This window comes from Sphaerisporangium rhizosphaerae (genome assembly GCF_042665155.1).
Lineage (GTDB): Bacteria > Actinomycetota > Actinomycetes > Streptosporangiales > Streptosporangiaceae > Sphaerisporangium > Sphaerisporangium rhizosphaerae.
Genome location: NZ_JBHTCG010000003.1, coordinates 1 through 26,473, shown reverse-complemented (window position 1 = coordinate 26,473; position 26,473 = coordinate 1). Strand labels below are relative to the sequence as shown.

The 26,473-nt window shown below is 71.4% G+C and carries 28 protein-coding genes; 9 read left to right on the top strand and 19 right to left on the bottom strand.

Annotation, left to right across the window (positions count from 1 at the left end):
• Positions 1-21: 21 nt before the first annotated feature.
• From ACFQSB_RS05180 to ACFQSB_RS05165, 4 genes are all read right to left on the bottom strand, one after another.
• Positions 22-294: a DUF6295 family protein gene (locus tag ACFQSB_RS05180; protein ID WP_380824568.1), complete on the bottom strand. Its 273-nt coding sequence runs from the start codon at positions 292-294 to the stop codon at positions 22-24.
• A gap of 12 nt (positions 295-306) precedes the next feature.
• Positions 307-1,050, bottom strand: coding sequence for a dienelactone hydrolase family protein (locus ACFQSB_RS05175; RefSeq protein WP_380824567.1), 744 nt, complete (start codon positions 1,048-1,050; stop codon positions 307-309).
• A 127-nt stretch (positions 1,051-1,177) separates the two neighbouring features.
• Positions 1,178-1,630 carry a hypothetical protein gene (locus ACFQSB_RS05170; RefSeq protein WP_354838019.1) on the bottom strand — a complete coding sequence of 151 codons (453 nt, stop codon included), beginning with the start codon at positions 1,628-1,630 and terminating at the stop codon, positions 1,178-1,180.
• A complete protein-coding gene (locus ACFQSB_RS05165) occupies positions 1,627-2,100 on the bottom strand; it encodes a hypothetical protein (protein WP_380824565.1) in 474 nt (157 codons plus the stop codon). The genes ACFQSB_RS05170 and ACFQSB_RS05165 overlap by 4 nt, the downstream gene beginning before the upstream one ends.
• Before the next feature lie 45 nt (positions 2,101-2,145).
• On the opposite strand from ACFQSB_RS05165, the gene ACFQSB_RS05160 reads away from it, so the two are divergent.
• The 5 genes from ACFQSB_RS05160 (at position 2,146) to ACFQSB_RS05140 (ending at position 7,031) form a co-directional block, all read left to right on the top strand.
• Positions 2,146-3,123, top strand: a complete 978-nt coding sequence (locus ACFQSB_RS05160) for a helix-turn-helix transcriptional regulator (protein ID WP_380824564.1) — start codon at positions 2,146-2,148, stop codon at positions 3,121-3,123.
• 122 nt (positions 3,124-3,245) lie between these two features.
• Positions 3,246-4,340 (top strand): helix-turn-helix domain-containing protein, encoded by a 1,095-nt coding sequence (locus tag ACFQSB_RS05155; RefSeq protein WP_380824562.1) that lies wholly within the window; start codon positions 3,246-3,248, stop codon positions 4,338-4,340.
• A gap of 35 nt (positions 4,341-4,375) precedes the next feature.
• A complete protein-coding gene (locus tag ACFQSB_RS05150; protein ID WP_380824560.1) occupies positions 4,376-4,885 on the top strand; it encodes a hypothetical protein in 510 nt (169 codons plus the stop codon).
• A 270-nt stretch (positions 4,886-5,155) separates the two neighbouring features.
• Positions 5,156-6,325, top strand: coding sequence for a helix-turn-helix domain-containing protein (locus ACFQSB_RS05145; RefSeq protein ID WP_380824558.1), 1,170 nt, complete (start codon positions 5,156-5,158; stop codon positions 6,323-6,325).
• A 97-nt stretch (positions 6,326-6,422) separates the two neighbouring features.
• Positions 6,423-7,031 (top strand): ATP-binding protein, encoded by a 609-nt coding sequence (locus tag ACFQSB_RS05140; protein WP_380824557.1) that lies wholly within the window; start codon positions 6,423-6,425, stop codon positions 7,029-7,031.
• Between the two features lie 428 nt (positions 7,032-7,459).
• On the opposite strand, the gene ACFQSB_RS05135 is transcribed toward ACFQSB_RS05140, so the two are convergent.
• Both ACFQSB_RS05135 and ACFQSB_RS05130 read right to left on the bottom strand, forming a co-directional pair.
• A complete protein-coding gene (locus ACFQSB_RS05135; RefSeq protein ID WP_380824556.1) occupies positions 7,460-8,809 on the bottom strand; it encodes an O-antigen ligase family protein in 1,350 nt (449 codons plus the stop codon).
• Complete coding sequence (locus tag ACFQSB_RS05130) at positions 8,806-9,981, bottom strand: YveK family protein (protein ID WP_380824554.1); 1,176 nt, start codon at positions 9,979-9,981, stop codon at positions 8,806-8,808. The genes ACFQSB_RS05135 and ACFQSB_RS05130 overlap by 4 nt, the downstream gene beginning before the upstream one ends.
• A gap of 175 nt (positions 9,982-10,156) precedes the next feature.
• Here ACFQSB_RS05130 and ACFQSB_RS05125 point away from each other — a divergent pair, with 175 nt between their 5' ends.
• A complete protein-coding gene (locus ACFQSB_RS05125) occupies positions 10,157-10,840 on the top strand; it encodes a hypothetical protein (RefSeq protein WP_380824552.1) in 684 nt (227 codons plus the stop codon).
• A gap of 74 nt (positions 10,841-10,914) precedes the next feature.
• The gene (locus tag ACFQSB_RS05120; protein ID WP_380824551.1) at positions 10,915-11,853 is read left to right on the top strand and encodes a right-handed parallel beta-helix repeat-containing protein; all 939 of its coding nucleotides are present in this window, start codon (positions 10,915-10,917) and stop codon (positions 11,851-11,853) included.
• An 11-nt stretch (positions 11,854-11,864) separates the two neighbouring features.
• Here ACFQSB_RS05120 and ACFQSB_RS05115 read toward each other — a convergent pair whose 3' ends face one another.
• Positions 11,865-12,881: a TolB-like translocation protein gene (locus tag ACFQSB_RS05115; RefSeq protein WP_354917162.1), complete on the bottom strand. Its 1,017-nt coding sequence runs from the start codon at positions 12,879-12,881 to the stop codon at positions 11,865-11,867.
• The gene (locus ACFQSB_RS05110) at positions 12,878-13,561 is read right to left on the bottom strand and encodes an acyltransferase (RefSeq protein ID WP_380824550.1); all 684 of its coding nucleotides are present in this window, start codon (positions 13,559-13,561) and stop codon (positions 12,878-12,880) included. Before ACFQSB_RS05110 ends, ACFQSB_RS05115 begins: the two co-directional genes overlap by 4 nt.
• Positions 13,562-13,596: 35 nt before the next feature.
• Between ACFQSB_RS05110 and ACFQSB_RS05105 the strand changes: the two genes are divergently transcribed.
• A complete protein-coding gene (locus ACFQSB_RS05105) occupies positions 13,597-14,517 on the top strand; it encodes a glycosyltransferase (RefSeq protein ID WP_380824548.1) in 921 nt (306 codons plus the stop codon).
• A gap of 228 nt (positions 14,518-14,745) precedes the next feature.
• On the opposite strand, the gene ACFQSB_RS05100 is transcribed toward ACFQSB_RS05105, so the two are convergent.
• The 8 genes from ACFQSB_RS05100 to ACFQSB_RS05065 form a co-directional block, all read right to left on the bottom strand.
• Positions 14,746-15,504 (bottom strand): WecB/TagA/CpsF family glycosyltransferase, encoded by a 759-nt coding sequence (locus tag ACFQSB_RS05100; RefSeq protein WP_380824547.1) that lies wholly within the window; start codon positions 15,502-15,504, stop codon positions 14,746-14,748.
• Positions 15,501-16,682 (bottom strand): hypothetical protein, encoded by a 1,182-nt coding sequence (locus tag ACFQSB_RS05095; RefSeq protein WP_380824546.1) that lies wholly within the window; start codon positions 16,680-16,682, stop codon positions 15,501-15,503. Before ACFQSB_RS05095 ends, ACFQSB_RS05100 begins: the two co-directional genes overlap by 4 nt.
• 98 nt (positions 16,683-16,780) lie before the next feature.
• A complete protein-coding gene (locus tag ACFQSB_RS05090; RefSeq protein ID WP_380824545.1) occupies positions 16,781-17,725 on the bottom strand; it encodes a glycosyltransferase family 2 protein in 945 nt (314 codons plus the stop codon).
• Positions 17,722-19,137, bottom strand: a complete 1,416-nt coding sequence (locus ACFQSB_RS05085; RefSeq protein WP_380824543.1) for an MFS transporter — start codon at positions 19,135-19,137, stop codon at positions 17,722-17,724. The genes ACFQSB_RS05090 and ACFQSB_RS05085 overlap by 4 nt, the downstream gene beginning before the upstream one ends.
• The gene (rfbD, locus tag ACFQSB_RS05080; RefSeq protein ID WP_380824542.1) at positions 19,137-20,009 is read right to left on the bottom strand and encodes a dTDP-4-dehydrorhamnose reductase; all 873 of its coding nucleotides are present in this window, start codon (positions 20,007-20,009) and stop codon (positions 19,137-19,139) included. The genes ACFQSB_RS05085 and rfbD overlap by 1 nt, the downstream gene beginning before the upstream one ends.
• A complete protein-coding gene (gene rfbB / locus ACFQSB_RS05075) occupies positions 20,006-20,986 on the bottom strand; it encodes a dTDP-glucose 4,6-dehydratase (protein WP_380824540.1) in 981 nt (326 codons plus the stop codon). Before rfbB ends, rfbD begins: the two co-directional genes overlap by 4 nt.
• The gene (locus ACFQSB_RS05070; RefSeq protein ID WP_380824539.1) at positions 20,983-22,050 is read right to left on the bottom strand and encodes a glucose-1-phosphate thymidylyltransferase; all 1,068 of its coding nucleotides are present in this window, start codon (positions 22,048-22,050) and stop codon (positions 20,983-20,985) included. Before ACFQSB_RS05070 ends, rfbB begins: the two co-directional genes overlap by 4 nt.
• Positions 22,050-23,516 carry a sugar transferase gene (locus tag ACFQSB_RS05065; protein ID WP_354917189.1) on the bottom strand — a complete coding sequence of 489 codons (1,467 nt, stop codon included), beginning with the start codon at positions 23,514-23,516 and terminating at the stop codon, positions 22,050-22,052. Before ACFQSB_RS05065 ends, ACFQSB_RS05070 begins: the two co-directional genes overlap by 1 nt.
• Before the next feature lie 255 nt (positions 23,517-23,771).
• Between ACFQSB_RS05065 and ACFQSB_RS05060 the strand changes: the two genes are divergently transcribed.
• Positions 23,772-24,548, top strand: a complete 777-nt coding sequence (locus ACFQSB_RS05060; RefSeq protein ID WP_380824537.1) for a crotonase/enoyl-CoA hydratase family protein — start codon at positions 23,772-23,774, stop codon at positions 24,546-24,548.
• Positions 24,549-24,621: 73 nt separating this feature from the next.
• On the opposite strand, the gene ACFQSB_RS05055 is transcribed toward ACFQSB_RS05060, so the two are convergent.
• The 3 genes from ACFQSB_RS05055 to ACFQSB_RS05045 form a co-directional block, all read right to left on the bottom strand.
• Positions 24,622-24,972: a hypothetical protein gene (locus ACFQSB_RS05055; protein WP_354837977.1), complete on the bottom strand. Its 351-nt coding sequence runs from the start codon at positions 24,970-24,972 to the stop codon at positions 24,622-24,624.
• A gap of 80 nt (positions 24,973-25,052) precedes the next feature.
• Positions 25,053-25,670, bottom strand: a complete 618-nt coding sequence (locus ACFQSB_RS05050; RefSeq protein WP_380824535.1) for a GntR family transcriptional regulator — start codon at positions 25,668-25,670, stop codon at positions 25,053-25,055.
• The coding region (locus ACFQSB_RS05045; protein WP_380824533.1) for a DMT family transporter at positions 25,667-26,473 on the bottom strand (807 nt) is incomplete at its 5' end. The genes ACFQSB_RS05045 and ACFQSB_RS05050, both read right to left, overlap by 4 nt.

Genomic DNA, 26,473 nt, shown 5'->3' with positions numbered 1-26,473 from the left:
CTCGTTGGAGGAGGCGCGGGGTCAGCGCTTGGCGGAGGCGAGGCCGGGCGGGGCGGCGGCCAGGGTCCTGTGGATGGCCTCCACCAGGGCCAGCGCCGACTCCTCGGTGAGCTCGACCGCCACCCGAGCCGACGGGCCCTCCGAGGGGTTGGTGAAGTCGATGTTCACGGTGTGCTCGTGGGTGGCGTGGTAGGGGTGGTCGACGTAGACGGCGCCCTGGCTGACGGTGAACCAGCCGGTGGCGCCCTTGCCCGCGCCGTCGAGCTCGAAGTTCTCGGTGAGGTAGGTGCACATGGCGGACTCCTGTCAGGCGGCGAGGTGGCGGCCGTAGAAGGCGAAGATCTTCTTCCAGCCCTCGACCGCGGCGACGGGGCGGTAGGCGGCACGGTCGGTGGAGAAGAACCCGTGCCCGGCGTCGGGGAAGATGTGGAACTCGTGCTCCTTGCCGAGCTTGTCCAGCTCGGCCTCGATCACACCGACCTCGGAGGGCGCGGGGTAGGAGTCCTGCTCGCCGAACAACCCCAGCAGCGGGCACGAGAGGTCGGCGGCCCTGGACAGCAGCGAGCGCGCCTTGAGCGGGAAGTCCGCGGGCGGGTCGGCGGCCACGAACGCGCCGTAGCAGTCGACGGCGGCGTCGATCTGGAGGGAGCAGGCGGCCAGGAACGACTGGCGGCCGCCCGAGCAGTACCCGATCACGCCGATCTTGCCGTTGGCGTGGTCGAGGGAGTTGAGGTACGCCGCGGCCCCGGCGACGTCGCCGACGAGCTGCTCGTCCGGCACGCCGCCCTTGGCCCGCGCGGCGGCGGCCTGGTCGTCGGGGCTGACGCCGGCGCCCTCCCGGGAGTACAAATTCGGGCACACCGCCGCGTATCCGCCGGCGGCGAACCTGCGGACGATCTCCTTCGTGCCCTCGTCGTAGCCGGGCATGTGGTGGATCACGACCACCCCGCCCCGCGGCCGGTCACCGAGCGGCCGGGCGAGGTATGCCTCCAGTTCGGCCTGCTCGTGTCCCGTGAAGCCCACCGTGCCGGCCCATATCGCGTCGCTCATCAGACTTGCCTCCTCTTTCTGGTCCCTTATTCAACTACCAGAAGAAGATGGCGTTTCCCTGAGCGCCCCGGGGCCCGCCGGGCGGGCGCGAGCCCCGGGCCGGCTCACCGGCTCCCGCGGCGCGTGGTCAGGACACCTTCGTCGACTCCATGATCCAGTTGGTCTCCCACGTGCGTTCGTCGTCGTAGGAGAACGCCTGCTCCCACCGGCACGTCGTGGGCGTGATGTCCGACCAGGTGTACCGCACCCTGATCGGCTGCCCGTCGTCGGTGTCGTCGGCGTAGAACGCGCCGATCCCGTCCACGAACCGGCCGACGACCGGGACCGGGTCCAGGCCGCGCGTGCTGTTGCCCCAGTACAGCGACCACTCGCCGGTCGCGGGGTTGCGGACGCGGACCGTCACGCCGTTGAAGTCCTTGTCCGGGAAGGTGATCTCGTCGAAGTTCCCGGCCCCGCCCCAGAAGCCGTGCGCCACCGAGACGCCGGAGAACTCCTCCCACTCGGTGCACCCGGCGTTGCGCTTCAGCAGCCGCCGGTTGGCGACCTCCCAGGTCCCGACGTAGAAGTCGAAGTCGTTCACAGTCCCACCATGCCTTCCGGGCGCGTGTCGGCGAGGTAGCCGTCGAGATCGGGGGTGTCGTTGACGAACATGTGCCGCACCCACGAGGACCGCTCGTGCTCCAGCGCGGGCAGCTCCCACACACAGCCGACCCAGGGCCGGTCCTCGGACACGAAGTGCGTGGGGTCCTCGTCGGGACAGTCCACGGCCGGCTGGCCCGCGGCGGCGGTCCGCGCGTCGACCACGTTGTCCCACACCCAGGTGTAGACGCACAGGTAGGCGCCGGTGTCCCCGCCCCTGTGGAGGACGATCCAGCCGGCCGGCGCGTCGGGAGCGGGCGCGGGCACCAGGGTGGGCAGGAACTCGTAGGCGGCCTTCTCCACCTCCGGCTCGATCGGCCGGTCGGCCCGGTCGACGTGATATCGCTTGTACGGACGGCCGCCGACCGTGATGGGGGCGAGCGGCCGCATGTGCTTCTCGATGAACGGCATGGCCGCACGGTATGCCCCCTCCACTGACACGTATTGTCAGCAGATATGCGAGCTTCCCGGCTTCTGTCCGTCCTGCTGCTGCTCCAGTCGCGGGGCCGCCTGACCGCCCAGGAACTGGCGCAGGAGCTGGAGGTCAGCGTCCGCACCATCTACCGCGACGTGGAATCGCTGCACACCGCCGGCATCCCCCTGTACGGCGAAGCCGGGCACAAGGGCGGCTACCGGCTGCTGGACGGCTTCCGCACCCGCCTGACCGGGCTGACCGGCCAGGAGGCCGAGGCGCTGTTCCTGGCCGGCCTGCCCGGACCGGCCGCCGAACTCGGCCTCGGCGCGCTGGCCGCCGCCGCGGAACGCAAGATCGAGGCCGCGCTCCCCGCCGACCTGCGCTCCAGCGCGCGCCGCCTGCGCGAGCACCTGCTGTTCGACGCGCCCGGCTGGTACTACGACGGCGACCAGGTGCCCCACCTCCCGCAGGTCGCGGACGCCGTGTGGAACAGGCGGGTCGTCACCGTGCTCTACCACCGCTGGGCCGAGCCCACGGAGGTCGAGCGGACGCTGGAGCCGTACGGGCTGGTCCTCAAGGCCGGCAAGTGGTACCTCGTCGCCCGGTGCGACGGCACGCTGCGCACCTACCGGGTCAGCCAGATCCTGAGCCTGCGGGTGTCGCAGGAGACCTTCACCCGCCCGGCCGGCTTCGACCTCGGCGGCTACTGGCGCGACCACCTCGCCGACTTCCGCACGCGGCTCGTCCAGGGCCACGCCGTCATCCGGCTCTCACCGGCCGGACGGGAGCGGCTCGCCGAGGTGATGACCTCCGCCGTGACCGCCGCCGTCGCGGACACGGCCGGCCCGCCCGACGACCGCGGCTGGGTCACCGCCACCGTCCCCATCGAGTCCCTCACCCACGCCCACGGCCAGTTCCTCCAACTAGGCGCCGAAGTCGTCGTCCTCGCTCCACCAGACCTCCGCCACAAACTCGCCCAAACCGCCCAAGCCCTCGCCACCCTCTACTCGCAGATCTGACGTCCCCTCAGCACAAGGAGCTGGTCCGCATCTCACCGCGATGCCTCCTCTTGTGCGAACCCGTGCCCACCGTTGCCCCCTGTCGGCTGGCAAAGCGCCTCCAGGCGTGCGATTATCGCAACATGAGTGCGCTCGACTGGACCGAGATCGGGGAACGGGTCCGGGAATCACGCCTGGCCATGCGGTTCTCCCAGGAGCAACTCGCCCAGGCCATCGGCCTCGATCGGACCATGATCAGTAAGATCGAGGCAGGCAGCAGAAGACTGGACGCGCTTGAGCTGGCCCGGCTCGCCCAAGCTCTCGATCACCCGATCTCACATTTCCTGACCGCGCCGCCGGCGGTCATGTCCCGCCGCACGCCCTTGGCCGAAGACACGACCACCGACGCCGCTCTGGCCTCCTATCGCATCGACACGGCTCTGGCGTCGTGGATCCGCGACATCAGGCTTCTCATGTCGCTGGGTGTACTCGTCCCACAGCCCATCAGGCGTTACCCCGGCAAGGTCGACGGACGTGCGGCCGCGGAGGCCGCCGCGACATGGCTGAGACAACAGCTCGGCATCGGCACCGATCCCGTGCAATCCATGGCCGACCTGTGTGAACAGTGCGGTCAGTACCTTCTGCTGACCGACCTTCCCGGGGACGGCGCCTCGGCTGTGGACGGCGATGTGGCGGCGGCGGTGATCAGCGCGAACGGTGATCCCGGCCGCCGTCGCACGACCGCGGCCCATGAACTCGGACATCTGATACTCGGCGACGAATACTCGACCGATCTGGGGGTTCACGCTTCTCGTGAAGAGCGCGAAGCGACGGTCGAAGCCTTTGCGGCGGAGCTTCTCCTTCCGGCAGAGGTGGTCGGCCGTGTGCGGACGTCGTCCGGCCCGATCAGATCCGCCCTCGTCCACCTGGCCGCCGAATACAGAACATCGTGGACACTGGCCCTTCGGCAGGCCAGGGCCGCCGCGGTGATCAGCAGGACGGAGGAGTCCGCCCTGCGAGCCTGTGTGCCGACGTTCGCCGAGTTCAGAGATTCCCTGGGCTGGACCCCCCAGCCGGACCTGGATTCCATCCGCGTGTCTCCTGGGATCGCTCATGCCGTGATGACGGCCTATCGCAACGGCGGCATCACGAGCCGCCGTGCGATGGAGCTGATGCACGGGGAACTGACGAACGAGACGGACCTCCCACCAAGACAGGACGAGGACGACGCCCCATGACAAGGGCCAAGCCCGGCGTCCCATTGCCCCCGCTCGTGGCCGACACCATGGTCATCCACCACTTCGCGAAAGCCGACCGTCTCGACGTCCTCGGCGCCTGCGTGGTCGAGATGTCCACAACGACCATCGTGGCCGCCGAGATCGGAAAGTACATCCACCAGTACCCCTCGCTCACGTCACTCGCCCAACTGGAGTGGCTACAGATCCTGCCGCAGGACACCGCCGAGGGGCTGACCGCCTTCGGGCGGTGGATCGAACTTCTGGGCGCAGGCTCATATGACCTCGGGGAAGCCAGCGTGTTCGCGGCGGCAGAGACGCATTCACTGGTCGCGCTCACCGACGATCGCGATGCGACGAGAGTCGGACGCTGTCAGGGGTTGGAGATCCACGGCACCGTGTGGCTGCTGACTCGCCTGCACGCGCTGGCGAAGATGACATTGGTGGAGATCTGCGGCCATGTCGACGCGCTTAGATCCACCGGCATGCGCCTTCCCTGTACAGGCACCGAACTGCCCAGATGGGCGAAGCATCACGGCCTGCTCTGATTTCTGCACAGTCACAAACTCACCCAAACCGCCCAAGCTCTGGCCGCCCTCTACCCCCGCCCCCACGCCTGACATCGGTCGTGGACGACGACGTACCGGCGGCGATGACCAACGCGAGCGGTGATCGCGATCGTCGCCGCCTGGCAGCGGCTCCTGCCCTTGGGCGAACTCCGGCGCCCGGCCTGGCGAGCCGGGCCGCACGCGGCGGGTACGGAGCCAAGGCTCGCTTATGCACTGCTCAGGTGGCCCGTTCCGGCCTAGCATGATTTGGTGGCCACGATAGGAGAGCGGGTCGTCAGTCTTCGCAAGCGGAGTGGCATGAGCCAGGCGGAGCTTGCCGCCATCTCCGGGGTGTCCGCCTCTCTCATCCGGAAACTTGAGCAGGGTTCCCGGTCGGACGTGCGACTGGAGACGGCGCGGAAGATCGCCGCCGCGCTGCGCGTGCCGACGACCGCGATCTTCACCGACCACGCGACCGACGAGGCGGACGCCGAGACAATCGACCGCTGGCAGGCGGTCCGACGTGCGCTGCACGGTCTTGGAGACCAGCCCGAGGAAGCACCGACCGTGGACGGCCTTCGCGCGGCGCTGGATGCCTCGATGCCACTGTGGAAGGACGACAGGTACGCCGAGTTGGCGACGACCGTCCCGAAGCTGCTGACGGACGCCGACATGCTGGCGGCGGCCGATCGCTCGACGCGCTTCCTGCGAGTTCGCGTGCTTCACCTGACCGGTTGGCTTCTGACCCAGACGCGGCAGTTCGAAGCGGCGGAGCTCGCTCTGCGGCGAGGTATCGATGAGGCGGACGACCGTCTGGAAGCGGCGGCCATCGTGAGCACGCGGTGCTGGCTGCTTCTGCGCCAAGGACGGCTTGACGAGGCCCGACAGTTGGCGATGGCTTGGGCGGATGACGTCGAGCCTCGTATTTCTCGTGCGACTCCTCGGGAACTGTCTGCCTGGGGATGGTTACTCCTGCGGTCATCGGCGGCTTCCGTGCGCGACAACCGGCCGGGGGAGGCGGAAGACGCGATCCGATTGGCGCGGACGGCGGCTGTGGCCATCAGTCGTGACATCTCCCCTGATGACGATTTCCTCCGGACCTTCGGCCCGATCACCGTGGCGATGAAGAGGGCGGAGAACGCCATGGTGGAAGACCGTCCCGACCTTGTCCTGCGCATGTCACAGGCCATCCCCGCCGACGACCTTCTCCCTACCTCCAACAACCGTAACCGCCACCTTCTCGATGTGGCGGACGCCCACCGCAGGACCCGGCAGTACGGCGAGGCATTCGAGGTCCTGCGGCGTATCAGACAGGACTCTCCGGAGTGGATCGTCACCCAGGGATACGCGAAAGACATCCTTAAGGGGGTAATTGCCGGTAGACGCACTCTCACCGGAGATATGCGAGATCTGGCCGATTTCGTCCGGCTGGACTACTGAACAGTGACACGCGATGTGTCACTTCACTTTCGGGCTCCGGCGGAGTGATACAAAGTCGATCTAGTCGTATGGCGCTGCACGCTCATACGTTTTCCCCATGCGAATGCAGGATCCCGGAGAAGAGCATTACGGAAATCACAGACGTCACACCTTCGGCTCGGACGGCGAGATCAAGGGAAGGCTGTTAGGCGTTACCGACCTGATCGGTTCGCCTGCATCGGTAGCCCGAGCACGCGAGTATGTACGGGAGAAGCTGGGCATCGGCCATCCGGCCCTGGACGATGTGACCCTGCTCGTTTCCGAGCTCGTCACCAACGCCGTGATCCATTCCGATTCCCGAAATGGCGGCAGAGTCGTCGTCGCCCTCGCCGACTGCTACGACTTCATACACGCCGACATCGTGGACGACGGGAGTGAATCCATCCCGCAGATCAGCGCTGACATGTACGCCGAGGGCGGCAGAGGTCTCTTCCTCGTAGAAGCCGTCTCCGATCGCTGGGGCGTCTACACCGACCACGCCGGGCGCACGGTCTGGTTCGAGATCGGATACCAGCGGGACGACATTCCCTCCTGTCCCCGCCAACGCATGCCCGAGGACCTACCGGAGCGGACCGAAACAGCCACACGCCGGACGATGGAGAACGCCTCTCGCACCGTCGCCCGAAGCGTTCAGCAGAAACAGGATCTCCGCCGGTTCGACCAATGAAACTTCGACAAAGAGGGATTGAGTGAGGCGGCATACAGATCGGGCGTAGATCCCGTCACACACGAGGGTATGGGCCAATAAGCCGAGACGGCATTCGAGGTGATGGCTCCCAGAAGGAGCTAGGGACCTTGCTCCCCGGCCCTCTCGATGTCGCCCACTCGAATCACGTTGCTTATGCGCTCTCAGGAGCCGGGGGCATCGAGACCGGAAAACCCGACCGCGCCCGGGCCACGGGCGTTGAAGCTGAACGGTGGATCTCGCCACCGTGGGCGGGGGTGCGGGGGCGGAGCCCCTGCCTTGGGGTTTGGGGCGGGAGCCCCAAAAGGCACTGTCCGAGCGAAGCGAGGCCGTCTCCGGGCCAGGGACGACGGTGACCCGCAGAAGGCTGTCCGAGCGGAGCGAGGGCCGTTTCCCGAGGTGTGCGGCCTCTACGGGATGACGGGGTGGGGTGCTTGGGTCTGGAGGCGCCAGAGGGCGCCGCAGCAGCCGACGAGGAGGAACATGACGTTCGTGATCATCGGGAAGCTGAAGGCGTCGAAGGTGCCGAACCCGAAGATGGCGACGGCGACGGAGGCCGCGAAGCACTGGGCGAGGTGGCGGGTCTCGGCGTCGGCGGCGGCCTTGCGGGCCCGCCGGGCGAGGATCCAGCCGGTGAGCAGGAAGATGATCAGCGCGGCCAGCCCGACGAGGCCGGTCTCCAGCGACGACATCAGGTACTGGTTGTCGATCACGCGGTAGATGCGCGGCAGGTAGGTGGCGAACCCCTGGCCGAACAGGGGGCGCTGGGTCACCGCCTCCACCACCGCGTCGTAGTCGCCGGTGCGCGTGGTGGAGTTCTCGTCCGACCCGATGACCGAGACGAGGTTCAGGACGGTGCCGATGAGCCCCGGGATGAGCACGCGCATCACGATGGCGGCGGCGCCGAAGATGAGGATCGCGCGCAGCCGCCACTCCGACGGCCAGGTGGGCAGCAGCACCACCATGACGACGAACAGGCCGAGGATCGCCGAGCGGGAGACGCTCATCGGCAGCGCCCCCGCGATGAGGGCCACCATCATCCACCGCTTGCGCCGTTGTTCGGGGATGCGGCAGTAGATCGCTCCATGCAGCGCGAGCGGCAGGACGGCGGCCAGCACGACGCCCAGTTCGATCGGGTGGGTGGCGGTGCCGGCCGGGCGGAAGAAGCCCTCGCGCTCGAACAGCACGGCCGACCCCTTCTCCACCAGGCCGGGCAGGGCGAGGTACTGGGTGACCTCGATGCCGGTGAAGAACTGGATCATCGCGACGAACGCCGGGAACGACGCCCCCATCACGATGCGGTGGCGCAGGGTCTCCAGGCGGTCCATGGTGTTGATGCCGTCGGCGGTGACCAGGGCGATGCCGGCCCACCCGGCGACCAGCACAAGGCCGAGGTCGGCGGCGTTCACCTCGTCGCCCGACAGCGGCCGGGTCGCCGCGGCGACATAGCTCGCCAGCACCGACAGCGCCATGAAGACGATGACCGGGCGCAGCGGCTGCCTGCCCCGGATGGGCGTCCAGCGCGGCGACAGCGTGGACAGCAGGTACCACACCAGCAGCAGCACGGCCACCATGGACGACGGCGAGCCCGCGCCGCCCAGCGGGCCGACCACGTAGCGGGCGGGCATCACGAACAGGACGATCAAGAAGAAGGTGATGATCGTCACCGGGTCGACACGGGTCTTCTGCAGCCTGGTCCTGCGTACCGGCCTGCCCGCGGGATGGTGGACGGGTGCGGCGGCCTCGGAGGTGCTGGTCACCGCCCCGGCCTGGTCGGGTCGAACACGACGTACGGCTCGTCGTCGGCGTCGTCGGGAGCGGAACGCGAGTGGGAGCCGGGCCTCTTGCGCGCCGCCGAGGAGGAGGACTCGGCGCCGGAGGAGGACCGCGACGCCGCGCCCGGCCGCGAGCCGTTGCCCGGCGAACCGCTCGCGCCGGAGCCCGCGCCGCGGCGCGGGCGCTCCATGTCGTCGGTCCACACGTACAGGTCGTCCTGCGGCTTGACCGGCGGCATGGGGGCGGTGTAGCCCTCCTCGATCTCCTGCTGCCCGGCCCACGGGTCGCGCGGCTCGGGCGGGGGCGTGTGCTTGGACGGCGCCGAGGAGGACGAGGGGGAGGACGGTGAAGAGGTGATGCGCCGGTCGTAGAGCGTCGGCTCGGGCGGGTCGAAGGGCCGCGGCGACCGGGCGGACGGCCGGCCGCGGGGGGCGCCGCCCGCCGGACGCGGCGAGGCGCCGCCGCCGGCGGAGCGCGGGACGCGCTGGGGGTGGGAGGGCCCGGCGGGCGGCTGGCCCACTCTGGTGCCCCCGTGGTCGGGCTGGGCGAGCCGGCGGCGCTTCTGCGCGAGCGACTCGAGGAACAGCGGGACGCCGATGGTCACGAGCATGCCGCCCGCGAAGATGATCACAAGGAGGCGGATCTTCTTCTCGGGGGTCAGTTCGGCCTTGTCGCTGGAGGTGACCAGCTCGGCCCGGATGGTGGCGTCAGGGAGGATGGCGGACTTCTGCTGCATCTCGGTGAGGCGCTGCTGGCTCAGAGTGGCGAGCGTCTCCATCGTCGCCTGGGCGACCTTCGGATCGGGGCCGGTGGCCGTGATGTCGAGCAGCGGGCCCCGCGAGTCCTGGGCGAGCCCCACGGTGAACTCGGCCGTCTTCCCCTCGTCCTTCAGCATCTGCAGAGTGCGCTCGTCGCTCATGCCCCGCGAGATCACCTCGGCGGTGATCGTCAGCGAGGCGTCGAACGCGAGCCAGGGGTTGCCGCCGACCGGCTGCGACCCCTTCCTGGACGACAGGAAGACCACGGTGGCCTTGGACTCGTACTGCCAGGGGATGGCCATCAGCGCCCCGACCGTCGCGATGATGGTCACCGCCAGCAACGCGACCGTCACGGGCCATCGCCGCAGCAGCGCGCGCAGCGAATCAAGCAGGTCCATAGTGTCCCTTCACCCCTGCCGGCCGGCCATGTCTGTCATTCCCACCCCGCCGAGCCGCCGAAGATAGGACGCCCGAACACCTCGGCGCGTTGTCATTCGCCTTCAAGTGTTTCCTCTGAGTGCTTTCTTTACCAGGCCCGTCCCAAACTCCGTACGCCTGTGCCACGATGTGTCGGTGCGAAGGCGAGTGGTTGCGCGGTGCTGCTGCCTGGCGCTGATCTTCCTGGTCGCCGCCTGCGCGGTGATGTGGGTCCGTTATAGGTCACCTCTTTACCAGAGTTCGGTAACGGTCGCGTTCATCACCAAGACCTCCCACTTCCAGGGAGAGGTGTACGACCACTTCACCGACAATCACATCTACATGGCGCTCGCCACGGCGCGGTTCTTCGACAACCCGAGCACCAAGGAGCGCCTGCGCGCCATGGGGGGCACGGCGGCCTTCCACTACGAGGTGGCCCACTGGGGCAACGAGGAGCTTCCCGTGTACGGACAGCCGTACGCGAGCCTGCAAGCCCTGTCGGACGACCCCAAGCAGTCGATCGACACGCTGAACCTGGCGCTCAAGCTGCTCACCCAGAAGCTGCAGCGCCTGCAGACGTCCGCGGGGGCCAGCGGCAAGGTGATGATCAAGTGGCAGCCGATCGGCGACATCATGGGGCCCGAGCGGCAGTCCCTGCAGAGAAGCCGCGCCATGGCCGGCATCGTGCTGCTCACGCTCCTTTCGTCGGTGGCCGTCCTGTTCGCCACGCGTGACAGGAGCGCCGACCGGTACCGGCCCGGGCCGCCGCCGGTCGCGCCGCTCCCGCCGAGGCGCCTGCGGCCTCCGCGCGTCGGGGCGAGCACGACCATCCAGATCTGATCGGAAACAGCACAGCGCGCTTCCGGCGAACCCGTTGTGGAGCGTTCCGCAGACCTACCACCTGGAGTTCCTCGGTGTTCTCTCCGCTGTCGCGCCGGTTGACCCTGCTCGCCGTCTCGCTCGCGCTCACCGGCACGGCCGCCGCGGGCTGCGGCAGCGGCTCGGCCGACGACGGGCGCGAGCCGGTCCCGGGACAGACCCGCCAGCCCGGCACCCCGCCTTCACCCGGCACGCGCCCGTCGCCCGCGGGCGACGGTTTCCCCTCGGCGGCGACCACCGGCGTGCGGCCGGGCACGCCGCTGAAGAAGGTGGGCGAGGTCACGGTGCTCAAGCCCGGCGCCGTGGTGGAGAACCTGGAGGTGCACGGCAAGCTCAACATCAAGGCCGCCGACGTGACCGTGCGGAACGTGCGGGTGGTCGGCGAGGGCGACTGGTCGGTGATCCAGGCGGCGGGGGCGTCCGGCGCGGTGATCGAAGACTGCGAGATCTCGGGGAACGGAGTCGTCAAGGCGCAGTGGGGCGTGCTCAACCAGGGCGGCGACATCACCGTCCGGCGGGCGAACATCCACACCGTGTCCAACTCCGTGGGCACCGACCACGGGCTGATCGAGGACTCCTACATGCACGACTTCAAGGAGTACCCCGGCGACCACGTGACCGGCCCGCAGGTCAACGGGTCACCGCAGAAGGGGCTGACCCTGACGATCCGCCACAACACCATCCTCAACCAGATCTCGCAGACCTCGGCCATCTCGATCTATCAGGACTTCAGCCGGGCGCACGACGTGCTCATCGAGCACAATCTGCTGGGCGGCGGCGGGTACGCCATCTACGGCGGCGAGGGCAAGTTCGGCAAGGCCACCGGCATCCGCATCGTCGGCAACGTCTTCACCCGCCGCCTGTTCCCCAAGGGCGGCTACTGGGGGCCGGTGACGTACTTCAACGCCAAGGGCAAGGGCAACGAGTTCAAGCGCAACACCTGGGAGGACACCCGCGAGCCCGTCACCCCTTGACCGGGGGTGGGTCACATGGCGGCGGGCGAGTAGGCGTCCTTGAGCAGGAGCCGGGACGTGCCCGATCCGTCGGCCGGGACCTGCCAGACGTCGGAGCTGTCGCCGCGCAGCCGCCCGTACATGACGGTGCGGTCGTCGAGCCAGGCCGCCTGGTCGTCCACGTTCGCCGTCTCCGCGAGCGCCGTCTCCCGGCCCGATCGCAGGTCCAGCGTGTACAGCCGCCACGGGTCGGTCGCGTCGCCGACGCGCTTCTTGTACGCCACGCGGGTGCCGTCCGGGGAGAGCGAGGGGCACTCGGCGTTCTCCCGCAGCACCCGCATGCGGCGCGCGGCGAAGTCGCCCTGCACCAGGTAGGTCTTGCCGGCGCTCGACACCGTCGCGTAGAAGCGGTTGTCGTCGGCCGCGAACGTCACACCCCAGTAGTTCAGGTCGGCCGCGCTGTGCACGCGGCCGTCCTTGACGAGCGTGAAGTCCTCCAGGCTCTTGACGAGCGTGCCCGTGCGGGTGTCCAGGATGCCGGCGCGGGTGGAGAAGCCGACGCTCAGGTAGGAGTCGCCCGCCACGAAGAACGTCCAGGCCGCCATGCGCCCGCTCGCCGACACCCGCGCCCGGCTCGGGATGCCGGACAGCGGCACCTTGCGCAGCTCACGCAGTCCGCGGTCGAGCACGATGGCCTCCGACCGGGTCACCAGGCCGGTGCTGACGCGCAGGCACAGCGCCGTGCCGGCCGCCGCGTAGAAGCGCTTGCAGTGCAGGCCGGTGGGACGCTGCTCGCCGCCGTCGCCCCGCTCGATCGCGAAGACCTGGCCGCTGTCGGCCGCGGGGCCCGCGCGCACCGCCAGCAGGTCGCCCGCGTCCAGCGCGGTGGCACTGGGCGCGGGACGGGCGGCCGGCGCCGCGGCCGGCGCGGGACGGGCCGCCTGCGACCTGGCCCGCAGCACGTAGACGGTGCCGACCGCGCCGGCCAGCAGGACCGCCACCACCAGGATCGCGACCCGCGCCCGCCCCGACAGGCTCCCCACCTTCACGACGTCCCACCGGGCGCCACCTGGGACGGGTCGTCGGGCGCCGTGTGAGATGGGTCCTCGCGCTCAGGGGACGGGGTCGCGGGGGACTCCGGGCCGGTGAGCAGGCCGTCGGCCTCGATGTAGGTCTCGCCGGTGCGGGGGCACCGCCAGCGGCCCGGGGACTCCTCGCGCAGGGTGACGCCGGCCCGGCCGACCCAGCCGACGCGGCGGGCCGGGGTGCCCGCCACGAGCGCGAAGTCCGGGACGTCCCTGATCACCACGGCGCCGGCGGCGACCAGCGCGTACCGGCCGATGGTGCGCCCGGCCAGGATCACCGCGCGCGCGCCGACCGAGGCGCCCCGGCGCACGACCACGCCCTCCGCGCTCCAGTCGCCGTCGCGCTTCAGCGTGCCGTCGATGTCGGTCGAGCGCGGGTAGACATCGTTGGTGAGCACGGCGGCCGGGCCGACGAACACCCCGTCCTCCAGCACCGCCGGCTCGTACACCAGCGAGTAGTTCTGCAGCTTGACCCGGTCGCCGATGCGGACGCCCGGCCCGACGTACGCGCCGCGGCCCAGGATGCACCCCTCCCCCAGCGCGGCGTGCTCGCGCACCTGGGCGAGGTGCCAGATCACGGTCCCGGGACCGATCGTGGCGCTCGGATCGACATCGGCGGTGGCCGCTATTCGCGGTTCGGTCATCGGAGACTCCCGTTAGGGGTGGATACTTCGGAACTATGCCAAGCGCGAGCGTCATCATCCCCGCCCACAACGAGGCGCGGGTCATCGGCCGGCTGCTTTCCCGCCTTCTGGCGGAGGCGTCCAAGGACGAGTTCGACGTGGTGGTCGTGGCCAACGGATGCGACGACGACACCGCTTCCGTGGCGCGCGGTTTCGGGGTCCGCGTGGTCGAGACGCCGGTGCCGTCCAAGCGAGAGGCGCTGCGCCTCGGCGACGAGGCCGCGACCGCGCATCCCCGCGTGTACGTGGACGCCGACATCGAGATGGGCACCGCCGACCTCCGCGCCCTCCGCGACTCCCTGCTCGACGGCACGGCAGAAGCCCCGAACGGCGACACGGACGGTGGTTCGGATGACGTCCAGGGCGTCGCCGCGCCGTCGCGTGGGACCGCTCCAAAGGCGCTCGCGGCGGCTCCTGAGCGGGCGCTGGTGCTGAGTGACCGGCCGTGGCCCGTGCGGGCCTACTACGCCGTCTGGAGCCGCCTGCCGGCCGTCCGCGAGGGGCTGTTCGGCCGGGGCGTCATCGCGGTGTCGGAGGAGGGCAACCGCCGCCTCATGGACCTGCCGCCCGTCATGGGCGACGACCTGGCGGCCTCGCTGGCCTTCGAGCCGGCCGAACGGCGCGTGGTGCGGCACGCGCACGCGGTCATCCACCCGCCGCGCACGCTCGGCGACCTGCTGCGGCGCCGGGTGCGGGCCGTCACCGTGGTGGCGGAGATCCAGCAGGGTCCCATGTCCGGCCAGGAGGCCCGCACGGGCCTTCGCGACCTGCTGGCCATCGCCGGCCGCGCGCCGTGGCTCGTGCCTCATCTCGGGGTGTTCCTGGCCGTCACGCTCGTCGCGCGCGCCCGGGCCCGCCGGGCCGTACGGGCCAAGGACTACACGACGTGGCTGCGCGACGAGAGCAGCAGAACCTGACGAAGCGCTCATCGGCGCCCCCCAGGCCACCCGCCGCACAACGGCGCCGACTTCACCGACCACCATCCCGGCGCTCCGGCGCCCAAAAAGCCACAGCGTCGAACGGAAACGACAACCACCCCAGCCACCGAAGGTGAAGACACCTGCGCGACGGCGGGCAAGCCGGGCGGGCAGGGGCGCCTGGAAGAACAGCGCCGAAGGCACCATTTCCAGGATGGAGCCCAAGGGTCATGGGTGGTTGCGGGCGTGGAGGTACTCCTTTGCCACCATCCAGGCGAAGCGGGTGTTGGTGGACAGGTAGCGGGGGCCGAGGCGGAGGGGTTCCTGCAGGAAGCGGTAGAGCCACTCGGCGCCGAGGCGCTGCCACAGGACGGGGGCGCGGCGCACCTTGCCGGCGAGGACGTCGAAGGACCCGCCCACGCCGTGGTTGACCCCGGCGCGGATGTCGTCGGCGAAGCGCGCGAGGAAGATCTCCTTCTTCGGGGAGGTCATGCCGAGGAACAGCAGGTCGGGCTTGGCCTCGCCGATGCGCGCGGCCACTTCGGGCGCCTCCTCGTCGGTGAAGTAGCCGTCGCGGGCCCCGGCGACCGTGAGGCCGGGGTAGCGGCGGCGCACCTCCGCGACCACCCGGTCGAGCACCTCGGGGCGGGCGCCGAGGAAGTAGGCCCGGTAGGAGCGCCGGGCGCCCTCCTCCATCAGGGCGGTGAACAGGTCGATGCCGGCCACCCGCTCGGGGAGGGGGTGGCCGAGCAGCCGGGAGGCCCACACGACGGCCTGGCCGTCGGCGACGACGAGGTCGCAGGAGGTCACCGAGTCGCGCAGCGCGGGGTCGTGGCTCATGTTGACGGCCTTGGCCGCGTTGACGACCCCGATCGTGAGGTTCTCGCGGTTCTCGACGGCCTGGACGCACCGGGCGACGGTCTGCTCCATGGTGAGGGCGTCCAGGGAGAGCCCGAGCAGGGCCCGGCGCGGCGGCGCGGCGCTCACCCCTGCTTCCCCGGCGTGTCGCGGGGCAGCGAGAACAGCCACGCGTACAGCAGCCATCCCAGTTCGTAGGGGCGGCACTCGCGGTCGACGGCGAGCGGCGGGTAGATGCGGTCGAGCACGCCGATGCGCGAACCCTGGTTGATCGCGGTCGCCACCGCGCGCACGCCGCGCACGATCTTCTTGGGGTCGTCCCGGGCGGCCTTGCGCCACGTCAGGTCGAGCTCCTCGATGATCAGCTCGTCGTCGATCTCGGGCCGGGACGTCATCCAGTGCAGCCCGAGCGCGATCTCTTGCAGGTAGGAGGTGCCTCCGGCGTCGGCCAGGTCGAGCAGCGCCATCGGGGCCATGGAGAGCTGGTGGACGCTGTAGACGGGGTAGCCCTCGACCACCCCGCCGGTGCGGGCGTCGTAGTGCCACCACCATTGGCCCTCCGGCCCCTGGGCGGCGCAGATGCCCGCGGCGATCTGCTCGGCGGCCTTGAGCGCGTCGCCGTCCCCGGTGTGCGCGTGCAGGCGCGCGAGGGCCTGCAGGGGGTACACCTGGTCGGCGAAGCATCCGACGTGGGCGCGGTACCAGGAGGCCGGGCCGAGGACGTGCCGGTAGAGGCGGTCGCCGCGCAGGCCGGTGAGCAGCCGCTCGCGGGCGTGGTCCAGCCGCCCGGAAAGGCCGTCGCCGTCGCCGGCGACGCGGTGGGCGGCGACCAGGGCGGCCAGCGCCCAGGAGACCTCCACGGTGTAGACGGGGTCGCCGGGGCGTACGGCGCCCTCCAGCTCGGCGAGCCGGCGCAGGCCCGCGTCGAGGTCGGGGTGGCCGCTCTCGGCCGCCGCCCACGCGATGAGGGCGGCGTCGCCGAGGTTGGCGACGGCGGGCAGCTCCTTGAGCAGGTTGCCGACCAGGTCGTGGACGGTGTCGCCGGCGAGGGCGTCCCGCTGCCGGTCCTCGGGAAGCGCAGCGGCGCCAAGGGCGACGATCGCGCTGTAGCGCACGCTGCGTCCCTCGGGCACCGCCGTCCAGCGTCCGTCATCCCCGCGCCTGCCGCGCCTGGTGAAGACGAACATGCCGTCGGCGTAGCCCGGAGGAAGCCCGCGGACCGACAGGCCGACCATGCGGTCGGCGAGCTCGGCCGCGGGCGCGTCGACCGCGGCGAGCGCGCCGAGGCGGCCCTCATGGCGAGTCATCACTCACCCCACATCTCTGACTCGAATTAACGAAGGGAATTGATTAACGGCCCAGCGAAACCCAACGGGCACGACACATTCCCATTGATAATGACATTTCACGATTTAGCGGAATCCCAGCCGCCGCGCCACCGGTTTCGGACCATCCACAACTCGGCCCAGTCGCCGCGCTGCGCGGTGGGACGTCCCTGCCGCCGCATGTCCGGCGGGGCCACCCCGCGGCTCAGCGCCGCCCGCAGCCAGACCCCGAACAGCAGCATGGACACCCCCGCCCGGCGCAGCCCGCGCGGGAAGTGCCGGCGGACCACGGTGGCCTTGCCGGTGAACAGCAGCACCAGCTTGCCGATGCTGGAGGACGACATGCCGCCCGGGTGCACGAACACGGCCCGGTCGGTGACCATGGGCCGGTATCCGGCGGCCCTGGCCCGCAGGCACAGGTCGGCGTCCTCGCCGTACATGAAGATACGGGTGTCGAACCCGCCCACCTCGTCCCACACCCGCCGGTCGACCAGCATCATCGCGCCGGTGACGATGGGCACGTGCCGCTCGCCGCTCCACACCGTCGGCGACTCCGGGTCGAACAGGGCGCGGCCCGGGAAGACGGTGGAAAGGCCGGTGGCGAAGCAGAACACCGACCAGGGCGTCGGGCGGCCCCACCACGAGCGCGGGTCGTTCTCGCCGGTCTCGGTGACGCAGCGCCCGCCGACGATGCCGGCCCTGGGATTGCGGGCCGCGCAGTCGAGCAGGGCGGTGAAGGTGTCCGGCTGGACCTCGGCGTCGGGGTTGACGAAGACGACGTGGGCGCCGCGCGCGGCCCGCGCCCCGGCGACGCAGCCCTCGGCGAAGCCGCCGTTCTCCTTGCGGTCCAGGATGGTCGCCCACGGGGCGGCGGCCCTGGCGACCTCCACGGTGTCGTCGGGAGAGTTGTTGTCCACGACGATGACCTCGGCGTCGAGCGCCTTGATCGCGCGCTCCACGGCCGCGAGGCAGCGGGCGACGTAGCCGGCGCTGCGATAGGTCACGATGATCACAGACAGGTTCATCCGCGCGCCTTCCTGAGCATCGGGACGGCGACGGCCAGGGCCAGGCCGAGGCCCGCCGCCATCGCCACGACCGCGGCCCGCGGTCCCTGGGCGGTCCACAACAGGCCGAAGGCCCACGAGGCGGCCATCGCGCCGAGCGCCTGGGCGGTCTGGACGACGGCCAGGCCGGTGGCCCGCCGCTCCTCCGGCAGCAGCGGCCCGGCCAGCGCGCTGACCACGCCGTCGGTCGCCGCGTACGACAGCCCGCGCAGCACCAGCGCCGCGACCAGGACGGCCGGGCCGGCGGGGAGCAGCAGGAGCACGTAGCAGGCCAGCAGGGCCACGTAGCCGCCGATCACGACCGTGGAGCGGCCGGCGCGGTCGGCGAGCCGCCCGAACGGCACCGCCGCCAGCAGGTACGCGGCGGCGACCCCGACCGGCAGCAGCGGCAGCCATCCGGCGTCGATGTCCAGCCTGCGCTGGAGCAGCAGGTACAGGAAGGAGTCGCTGATCGTCGCGAGTGACAGGGGCGTCATGGCCACCAGCACCCGGCGGAACGGCCGCTCGCGCAACAGCACGGCGGCCCCGCGCAACGACACTCCGCGCCGCCGCCCGCGCGCCGCCTGCTCGGCCTGGCGGCCATCGGGTGGCGCCGCGTCCGGTGACGCCGCGTCCGACCCCGTCGCGGCCACCGCGCCGGTCGGAACGTCCAGGTGCGGCTCGATGACCGTCCCCGGAGATGCCGCGGAGCCGGGCGTCGCGGGGCCGGACATCCCCGCGGCGCCCGGCTCGCGGACGAAAAGCGCCAGGACCAGCACGCCGATCGCGGCGACGCAGCCGCTGACCACGAAGACCGCGTCGTAGCCGGAGGTGGCGCCGACGGCGGCCACCACCCCGAAGGCGGCGAGCGGGCCGATGAGCGCGCCGGCGGTGTCCATGGCGCGGTGCAGGCCGAAGGCGCGACCCTGCGCCTCGGGCGGGACGCTCAGCGAGATCATCGCGTCCCTGGGCGCCGTGCGCAGGCCCTTGCCCGCGCGGTCCAGCCCGATGACCAGGCCGATCAGCGGCACGGACCGCCCGGCCGGCAGGTAGCCGAGCTTGCACACCGCCGACAGCGCGTATCCCGCGCCCGCGACGAGCTTGCGGCGGCGGAAGCGGTCGGCGACGTGCCCGCCGGCCAGCCGCAGCACGGCCGTCGCGCCGGTGTAGACGCCGTCCAGCAGGCCGAACTGCATCGGGCTGAGCGCGAGCTGGTAGATGAGGTAGAGCGGCAGGACGGCGGTGACCATCTCCGAGGAGATGTCGGTGAACAGGCTGACCGTGCCCAGCGCGACCACGTTCCCTGCGAGCATGCCGCCCGCCCGCGGACCCCTCGCGCCCGTCCCGGCGGCGGCCTTGGAGGCGTCCGACCGGCGGGTCTCCGACAGGTACATCAGATCGGGCCTCCGACCAGCGAGGGCCAGGCGTCGTGCAGCGCCTCGCGCCAGTGGCGCAGCGGCCGCATGCCGGCGACGGCCCAGCGGCCGTGGCCCAGCACGCTGTAAGCGGGCCGGGCGGTCGGCGAGGGGAAGGCCGCGCTGGAGACGGGCCGCACCCGGGACGGGTCGGCTCCGAGCAGGGTGAAGACCTCGCGGGCCAGCTCGAACCAGGTCGTCTGGCCGCCGCTGGTGCCGTGGTAGACGCCGGGTGGGGCGTCGGAGCGGGCCAGAGACAGCAGGCGCGCGGCCAGGTCGCCGGTCCACGTCGGCTGCCCGCGCTGGTCGTCGACCACGTTGACGGTGTCCCGCGACCGCTCCAGGGCGATCATCGTCTGGACGAAGTTGCGCCCGCCCGCGCCGTACAGCCATCCGGTGCGCACGACGTAACCCGTCCGCGGCAGCAGGCCGAGGACGACGGCCTCGCCGGCCAGCTTGCCCCGCCCGTAGGCGTTGATCGGCCGGGTCGGCGCGTCCTCCGGGTAGGGCGTGCGGGCCGTCCCGTCGAAGACGTAGTCGGTGGAGATGTGCAGCAGCCGGGCGCCGATCTCTTCGCAGCCGAGGGCGAGGGCGCGCACGCCGCTGCCGTTGACCACGAGCGCGTCGATCTCGTGCGTCTCGGCGTCGTCCACGGCGGTCCATCCGGCGCAGTTGACCACGACGTCCGGGCGCTCCTCGCGCAGCAGTTGCCGCACGCCGTCGGGGTAGCGCAGGTCGAGGAGGTCGCGTCCGCAGGCCAGCACGTCGGGCGCCTCGGAGGCGCGTTCGGCCTCGGCCACCACGGCGCCGCCGAGCATGCCCTTGGCGCCGGTGACCAGCAGCCGCTTCACCGAGCACCCTTGACAGCGCCCTTGAGCGGCTTCCACCAGGACGGGTTGTCGGCGTACCAGCCGACGGTGGCGGCGATGCCCTCGTCGAAGCCGGTGCGCGGGGCGTACCCCATGCCGCGCAGCCTGGCGTCGTCCAGGGAGTAGCGGCGGTCGTGGCCCTTGCGGTCGGGGACGGGCTCGACCGAGCTCCAGTCGGCGTCCAGCTCGGCGAGGATGCGCCGGGTGAGCTCGAGGTTGCTCAGCTCCGCCGTGCCCGCGATGTGGTAGACCTCGCCCGGCTCCCCCCGCTCGGCGACGAGCTGGATGCCGCGGCAGTGGTCGTCCACGTGCACCCAGTCGCGCACGTTGCCGCCGTCCCCGTAAAGCGGGACCTTGCGGCCTTCGAGCAGGTTGGTGACGAAGAGCGGGACGACCTTCTCGGGGAACTGGTAGGGCCCGTAGTTGTTGCCGCAGCGCGTGATCGACACCGGCAGCCCGTGGGTGACGGCGTAGGCGCGGGCCATCAGGTCGCCGCCGGCCTTGGCCGCCGAGTACGGCGAGCGCGGCGCCAGCGGGGCGTCCTCCGCCCAGGAGCCCTCGTCGATCGAGCCGTACACCTCGTCGGTGGACACCTGGACGACCTTGGGCACCCCGGCGTCGAGGCACGCCTGGAGCAGCGTCTGGGTGCCCAGGACGTTGGTGCGCACGAACGCGCCCGGCCCCTCGATGGACCGGTCGACGTGTGACTCGGCGGCGAAGTTGACCACCACGTCGTGACCGGGGACGACCTCGGCGAGCAGCCCGGCGTCGCAGACGTCGCCGCGCACGAAGGCGTAGCCTCCCTCGACGGGGGCGAGGTTGGCGAGGTTGCCCGCGTAGGTGAGCAGGTCGAGCACGGTGACCTGCGCTCCCGCGAACGCGGGGTAGCCGCCGCCGAGCAGCGTGCGGACATAGTGCGACCCGATGAAACCGGCCCCGCCGGTTACCAGAACCCTCATGAGCTGATCTGCACCTTGCTGTGATCTCCGAGCACCAGCCGATGGGCTCTTGGCGTGTTGGGAGCGGGCGTGACCTCGACGTCGTGCCCGATCAGGGACGCCTCGATGCGGCGCACCCCCTGAATGGACGCGCGCCTCAGCACGATCGAGTACTCGATTTCGCTGTCCACGAGCCGGCAGTTCTCCGCCACGGAGGTGAACGGCCCGACGTAGGAGTCGCGCACGACCGCGCCGGCCCCGATGATCACCGGTCCGACGACGCGGGAACGGGTGACCCGCGCTCCCGCCTCGACCACGACCCGCCCGATGAGCTCGCTGTCGTCGTCGACCTCGCCGTCCAGCCGCCGGTCCAGCTCCTCCAGCACGAGCCGGTTGACCTCCAGCATGTCGGCGACGTTGCCGGTGTCCTTCCAGTAGCCGGAGATCACGGTGGAGGCGACCGGGCGGCCGGCGTCGATGAGCCACTGGATCGCCTCGGTGATCTCCAGCTCGCCGCGCCAGGACGGCTTGAGCGCCGCGACGGCCTCGTGCACCGCGGGACTGAACAGATAGACGCCGACCAGGGCCAGGTCGCTCTTGGGGGCGTCGGGCTTCTCCTCCAGGCCGACCACCCGGCCGCCGGCGTCGAGCTGGGCGACGCCGAACTGCCGGGGGTCGGGCACGCGGGTCAGCATGATCTGGGCGTCGGGCCGCTCCCCCGCGAACCGCCGAACCAGGGGCTCGATGCCGCCGACGATGAAGTTGTCGCCGAGGTACATGACGAAGTCCTCCTCGCCCAGGTACTCGCGGGCGATGAGCACCGCGTGGGCGAGGCCGAGGGGGGCCTGCTGGCGCAGGTAGGTGACCTCCAGGCCGAAGGCCGACCCGTCGCCGACGGCGGCCTCGATCTCCTTGTGGGTGTCGCCGACCACCATGCCGACCTCGCGGATGCCCGCCGCGGCGATGGCCTCCAGCCCGTAGAACAGCACGGGCTTGTTGGCCACCGGCACGAGCTGCTTGGCCGAGGTGTGGGTGATCGGCCGGAGGCGGGTGCCTGACCCGCCGGCGAGCACGAGCGCCTTCACTAGTACGCCCCTCCGCCGCGGGTGACGGCCGACCAGGTCTTCCACAGGATCTGCAGGTCCAGGATGAGCGACCAGTTCTCGACGTAGCGCAGGTCGAGGCGGACCGACTCCTCCCAGGACAGGTCGGACCGGCCGCTGACCTGCCACAGGCCCGTCATGCCCGGCTTGACGACCAGGCGCCGGCGCACGTCGGTGCCGTACTGGGCGACCTCGTCGGGAAGCGGCGGGCGCGGGCCGACGAGCGACATCTCGCCGCGCAGGACGTTCAGCAGTTGCGGCAGCTCGTCCAGCGAGTACCGGCGCAGGAAGCCGCCGACGCGGGTGATCCTTGGATCGTTCCGCATCTTGAACAACACGCCGTCAAACTCGTTGTCATCCAGGAGCTCCAGCTTGAGCTTCTCGGCGTCCCGCACCATGGTGCGGAACTTGAAGACCTGGAACTCCCGCCCGGCGCGACCCACCCGGGTCTGCCTGAACAGGGCGGGCCCCGGGCTGGTCGTGCGCACCAGCAGCGCGATCACCAGCATGGGCAGCGCCAGGACGGTCAGCGCCGCCGTCGCCAGCAGCCGGTCGAACAGGCTCTTGACGATCTGGCGCGTCCCGTCGAACTCGGGGTGCTCGACGTGAAGCAGGGGCATGCCGGCGACCGGCCGGATGCTCGTGCGCGGCCCGGCGACGTCCATGAGGGCGGGGGCGACGAACAGCTCGGTGCCCTTGCTCTCGATGCTCCAGGCCAGCCGGCGCAGCGCGGCGCCGTCCAGCTCGGGGCAGGCCAGCACGGCGACCGCGTCCGCGGACACCTTGTCGGCCACGATGGCGACGTCGGCGAAGTCGCCGTAGACCGGGACGCCGTCGACGTCGAGCCCGTTGCCGGGGTACTGCCCCGGCGGCAGGCACGCCGCGACGACGCGCATGCCGTGGTACGGCTGGCGCCGGAACTGCATGACCAGGTCGAGCACGGCCGTCCTGTGCCCGACGGCGACGACGCGCCGGAGGTACTCGCCCTCGGCGCGCCGGCGGTGCAGCCGCTTGCGCATGCGGTAGCGGAACACCAGCGTGAGCGCCGTCGCCAGCGGCAGCATCGCCATGACGTAGCTTCGGGCGATCATCGTCTGGGTGGCGTACGCGGCGATCGCCACGGCCGCCGTGAGCCCCACCCCGCCCTCGAAGACCGCGCGGAACTCCTCGCTGCCCTCGCCGTGACTCTTCTCGCGGTACACCCCGGCCAGCACCATGGCGCCGGGCCAGGCCACCAGCGCGAGGCCGAAACCGAACAACAACTCCGACCACGGGATGAAGGCGCCCACCCAGAGCCTGAATCCCATGACCGCCTCACAGGCGATCAAGGCACACGCCAGATCGCCCGCCAGTAGAGCCCGCATATAGGAGCGCGTCCAGATGCTGGACGCCGTCAGCGGGCCTACTTCAAGGAGCGCGGCGTCACGCTCCTCCAGCCCCACCCTCATGCCCACCCCTACCCTGCTCACGCCGGACCGTGGCTGCTGCCGGACCGTGCAGATACCAGACGGCCATTGCGTCCCTTTGGTTGACACGTGGCTCAAACATCACGAGCGCGGGTACCCGTTCACATACTAAAGATCGTTACATCGGCGCGAAATAGCCGTGCAATGGCCACAATCGGCCTCTAACTCCGGACCGAGGTCGCTTGACGGAACGGTCCAAAACCGTGTAGGCGGCCCCGGCCTCGCTAGATTCGGCACATGTCTGGTATTCGCCTGGAGCGGTCCGGCCCGGTCACGACCATCGTCCTGTCGCGCCCGCAGGTCCGCAACGCGGTGGACGGGCCGGCCGCCGCCGCGCTCGCCGACGCCTTCCGCGCCTTCGAGGCCTCCGACGCGGCCGTCGCGGTGCTGTGGGGCGAGGGGGGCACCTTCTGCTCCGGCGCCGACCTGCACGCGATCGGCACCGAGCGCGGCAACCGCGTCGAGCCGGACGGGGACGGCCCGATGGGCCCGACGCGCATGCGCCTGTCCAAGCCGGTGATCGCGGCCGTCGAGGGGTACGCGGTGGCCGGCGGGCTGGAGCTGGCGATCTGGTGCGACCTGCGGGTGGCCGCCGAGGACGCGACCTTCGGGGTGTACTGCCGCCGCTGGGGCGTTCCCCTGGTCGACGGCGGCACCGTGCGGCTGCCGCGGCTGGTCGGGGCGGGCCGGGCGATGGACATGATCCTCACCGGACGCCCGGTGGACGCCGCGGAGGCCCTGCGCATCGGCCTGGCCGACCGGGTGGTCCCGCCAGGGACGGCGCGGTCGCACGCCGAGGAGCTGGCGCTCCAGCTCGCCGGGCAGCCTCAGGAGTGCATGCGGCAGGACCGGCTCTCCGCCCTGGAACAGGAAGGACTGGCCGAGGAGGAGGCCCTGCGCAACGAGTACCGCCACGGCCTGCTCTCGCTGCGCGGAGCGGTCGCCGAGAACGTCGGCCGCTTCAGGTCGGGCGAGGGCCGGCACGGAAACCGGCCACCGGACGCCGGCCCGTGAACCGGACGGCCCGCACCACGGCGCGGCCGTCCGCCGGGGCTCGCGCGGACGACCCGGCCCCCTTGGTACCGGGTCAGTCGTATTCGAGGTCGGGCAGGGGGGCGGGCGGGTCGGGGCTGCGCCACACGACCACGTAGGTCGGCGTGGCGGCCGTGAACGCCTCGCTCAGCCGCTCGAGGTCGAAGTCCGGCAGATAGCGCAGCCGCGCCAGGAAGGTGGCGTCGGTCGCCGAGCGCGGCACCACGCATCCTTGCCCGTCGCGGTCGAGCAGGACGATCAGGATGTCGGATTCCGTGACCCCGCCGACCCGGACCTCGACGACGTCCTCCCACGCGAGGGCTTCCACGCTGCCATCGGCGTAGTGACGTGTGACGCCCTCTTCGGTGACGTAGACATAGGTATCCGGCACAGAGTTGCCGTGCATGGGCGCGATTGTGACGACTTACGAGCACTCCATGCAAGGGAAGCCGCTCATCAGCGCCATTTCACCGCCCGCGCGGACCGTCATTCATCACCCCAAGTGTGGTCCAGATGGGCGGCCACGGCCGCCCGTGCGGCCTCCGCCGGGCCCCGCGCGATGGCGTCCAGCAGGTGCCGGTGCTCCGCGACCAGCGTCGCCCGGTCGGGGTACACGGTGCGCAGCCGCACCAGGCCGAGCCGGGTCTCGGCGGCCAGGACCCCGTAGAGGCGCTGCAGCCGGGGGCTGCCCACGGCGACGATCAGTTCCTCGTGCAGCGTCATGTGCTCGGCCACGACGTCGGCCCACGGGGCGTCCCGCTCCAGGGCGGCCATCCGGGTGAGCGCGGAGTCCGCGCGGGGCACCCGCCGGCCGGCCAGCTTGACCGCCATGAGGTCCTCCAGCGGCCGGCGGACGTACATCAGGTCGTCCAGGTCGGTGCTGGTCACCTCCGGGACGTAGGCGCTGCGGTTGCGCTCGCGCCGCAGCAGGCCCTCGTGGACGAGCAGGGCCAGGGCCTCGCGGACGGTGGGACGCGCCACGCCGTAGAGCGTCCCGAGCTCCTGCTCGGGCAGCGCGGTGCCTGGGGGGATCTCACCGGAGAGCACGCGCCGGCGCAGGGCGGCGGCGAGGGCGTCGACCGTGGAGACCGGGCGCAGCTTCACGCCGACGATTCTGCCCGCTCGCCGCAGGCGCGGGCCTGCGGCCCCGCCTCCGGGGCGCCGGCCCGCGCGGGAAGTGCCACCACGACCAGGCCGGCGCCGAGCAGGGCCAGCCCCGCCCAGGAGACGGCGGTGAGCCGTTCGTGCAGGACGGCCACGCCGAGCAGGGCCGCCACGGCGGGCTCGGTGAGGGCCAGGGTGGCCGCTCTGGCCACCGGCGTGGTGCGCAGCCCGCGCCCGTACAGGTAATAGGACAGGGCGGTGGTGGCGCAGCCGAGGTACAGGGCGGTGAGCAGCCCGCGCGGGTCGGCCGGCAGGGGCGTGCCGCCCCAGAGCAGCACCGGCAGCATGACCACCGCCGCGCCGCCGAACATCACGCCCATGACCGCGCCGGAGGCCGCGCCCGCGGTGATGGACCGGGCGGCGGTCACGGCGTAGAAGCCGTAGAGCAGGCCGCCCAGGAGGGCGAGCAGGACGCCGGCCGGATCGACGCCGACCGCCTGTCCTCCAAGGACCAGGGCGGCGCACCCGGCGACGGCGGCGGCGGTCGCGGCCGTCCAGCGCCGGCCGGGGCGCGCGCCGTGCCGCAGCCAGGACAGCACCCCGGTGAAGGCCGGACCGCTGCCGATCGCCACCACGGTCCCGACGGCGACCCCGGTGCGCCCGACGGCGGCGAAGTAGCAGAGCTGGTAGGCCGCCACGGCGAGCGCGGCGGCGGCCAGCGGCAGCACGCGGCGCCGCCCGCCGGTCAGCAGGCGCCAGGCGGCCGGCCCGGCCGCCGCGGCGAGGACCGCGCCGCCGGCGAC

Bases quoted from the DNA above. Each gene is read 5' to 3' on its own strand.
- ACFQSB_RS05110 (WP_380824550.1), bottom strand. From the start codon at position 13,561: ATGACCGAACCGCGAATAGCGGCCACCGCCGATGTCGATCCGAGCGCC.
- ACFQSB_RS05060 (WP_380824537.1), top strand. From the start codon at position 23,772: ATGTCTGGTATTCGCCTGGAGCGGTCCGGCCCGGTCACGACCATCGTC.
- ACFQSB_RS05085 (WP_380824543.1), bottom strand. From the start codon at position 19,137: ATGTACCTGTCGGAGACCCGCCGGTCGGACGCCTCCAAGGCCGCCGCC.
- ACFQSB_RS05055 (WP_354837977.1), bottom strand. From the start codon at position 24,972: ATGCACGGCAACTCTGTGCCGGATACCTATGTCTACGTCACCGAAGAG.
- ACFQSB_RS05155 (WP_380824562.1), top strand. From the start codon at position 3,246: ATGAGTGCGCTCGACTGGACCGAGATCGGGGAACGGGTCCGGGAATCA.
- ACFQSB_RS05140 (WP_380824557.1), top strand. From the start codon at position 6,423: ATGCGAATGCAGGATCCCGGAGAAGAGCATTACGGAAATCACAGACGT.
- rfbB (WP_380824540.1), bottom strand. From the start codon at position 20,986: ATGAGGGTTCTGGTAACCGGCGGGGCCGGTTTCATCGGGTCGCACTAT.
- ACFQSB_RS05105 (WP_380824548.1), top strand. From the start codon at position 13,597: ATGCCAAGCGCGAGCGTCATCATCCCCGCCCACAACGAGGCGCGGGTC.
- ACFQSB_RS05065 (WP_354917189.1), bottom strand. From the start codon at position 23,516: ATGAGGGTGGGGCTGGAGGAGCGTGACGCCGCGCTCCTTGAAGTAGGC.
- ACFQSB_RS05090 (WP_380824545.1), bottom strand. From the start codon at position 17,725: ATGAACCTGTCTGTGATCATCGTGACCTATCGCAGCGCCGGCTACGTC.
- ACFQSB_RS05160 (WP_380824564.1), top strand. From the start codon at position 2,146: ATGCGAGCTTCCCGGCTTCTGTCCGTCCTGCTGCTGCTCCAGTCGCGG.
- ACFQSB_RS05130 (WP_380824554.1), bottom strand. From the start codon at position 9,981: ATGGACCTGCTTGATTCGCTGCGCGCGCTGCTGCGGCGATGGCCCGTG.
- ACFQSB_RS05180 (WP_380824568.1), bottom strand. From the start codon at position 294: ATGTGCACCTACCTCACCGAGAACTTCGAGCTCGACGGCGCGGGCAAG.
- ACFQSB_RS05165 (WP_380824565.1), bottom strand. From the start codon at position 2,100: ATGCCGTTCATCGAGAAGCACATGCGGCCGCTCGCCCCCATCACGGTC.
- ACFQSB_RS05095 (WP_380824546.1), bottom strand. From the start codon at position 16,682: ATGACTCGCCATGAGGGCCGCCTCGGCGCGCTCGCCGCGGTCGACGCG.
- ACFQSB_RS05175 (WP_380824567.1), bottom strand. From the start codon at position 1,050: ATGAGCGACGCGATATGGGCCGGCACGGTGGGCTTCACGGGACACGAG.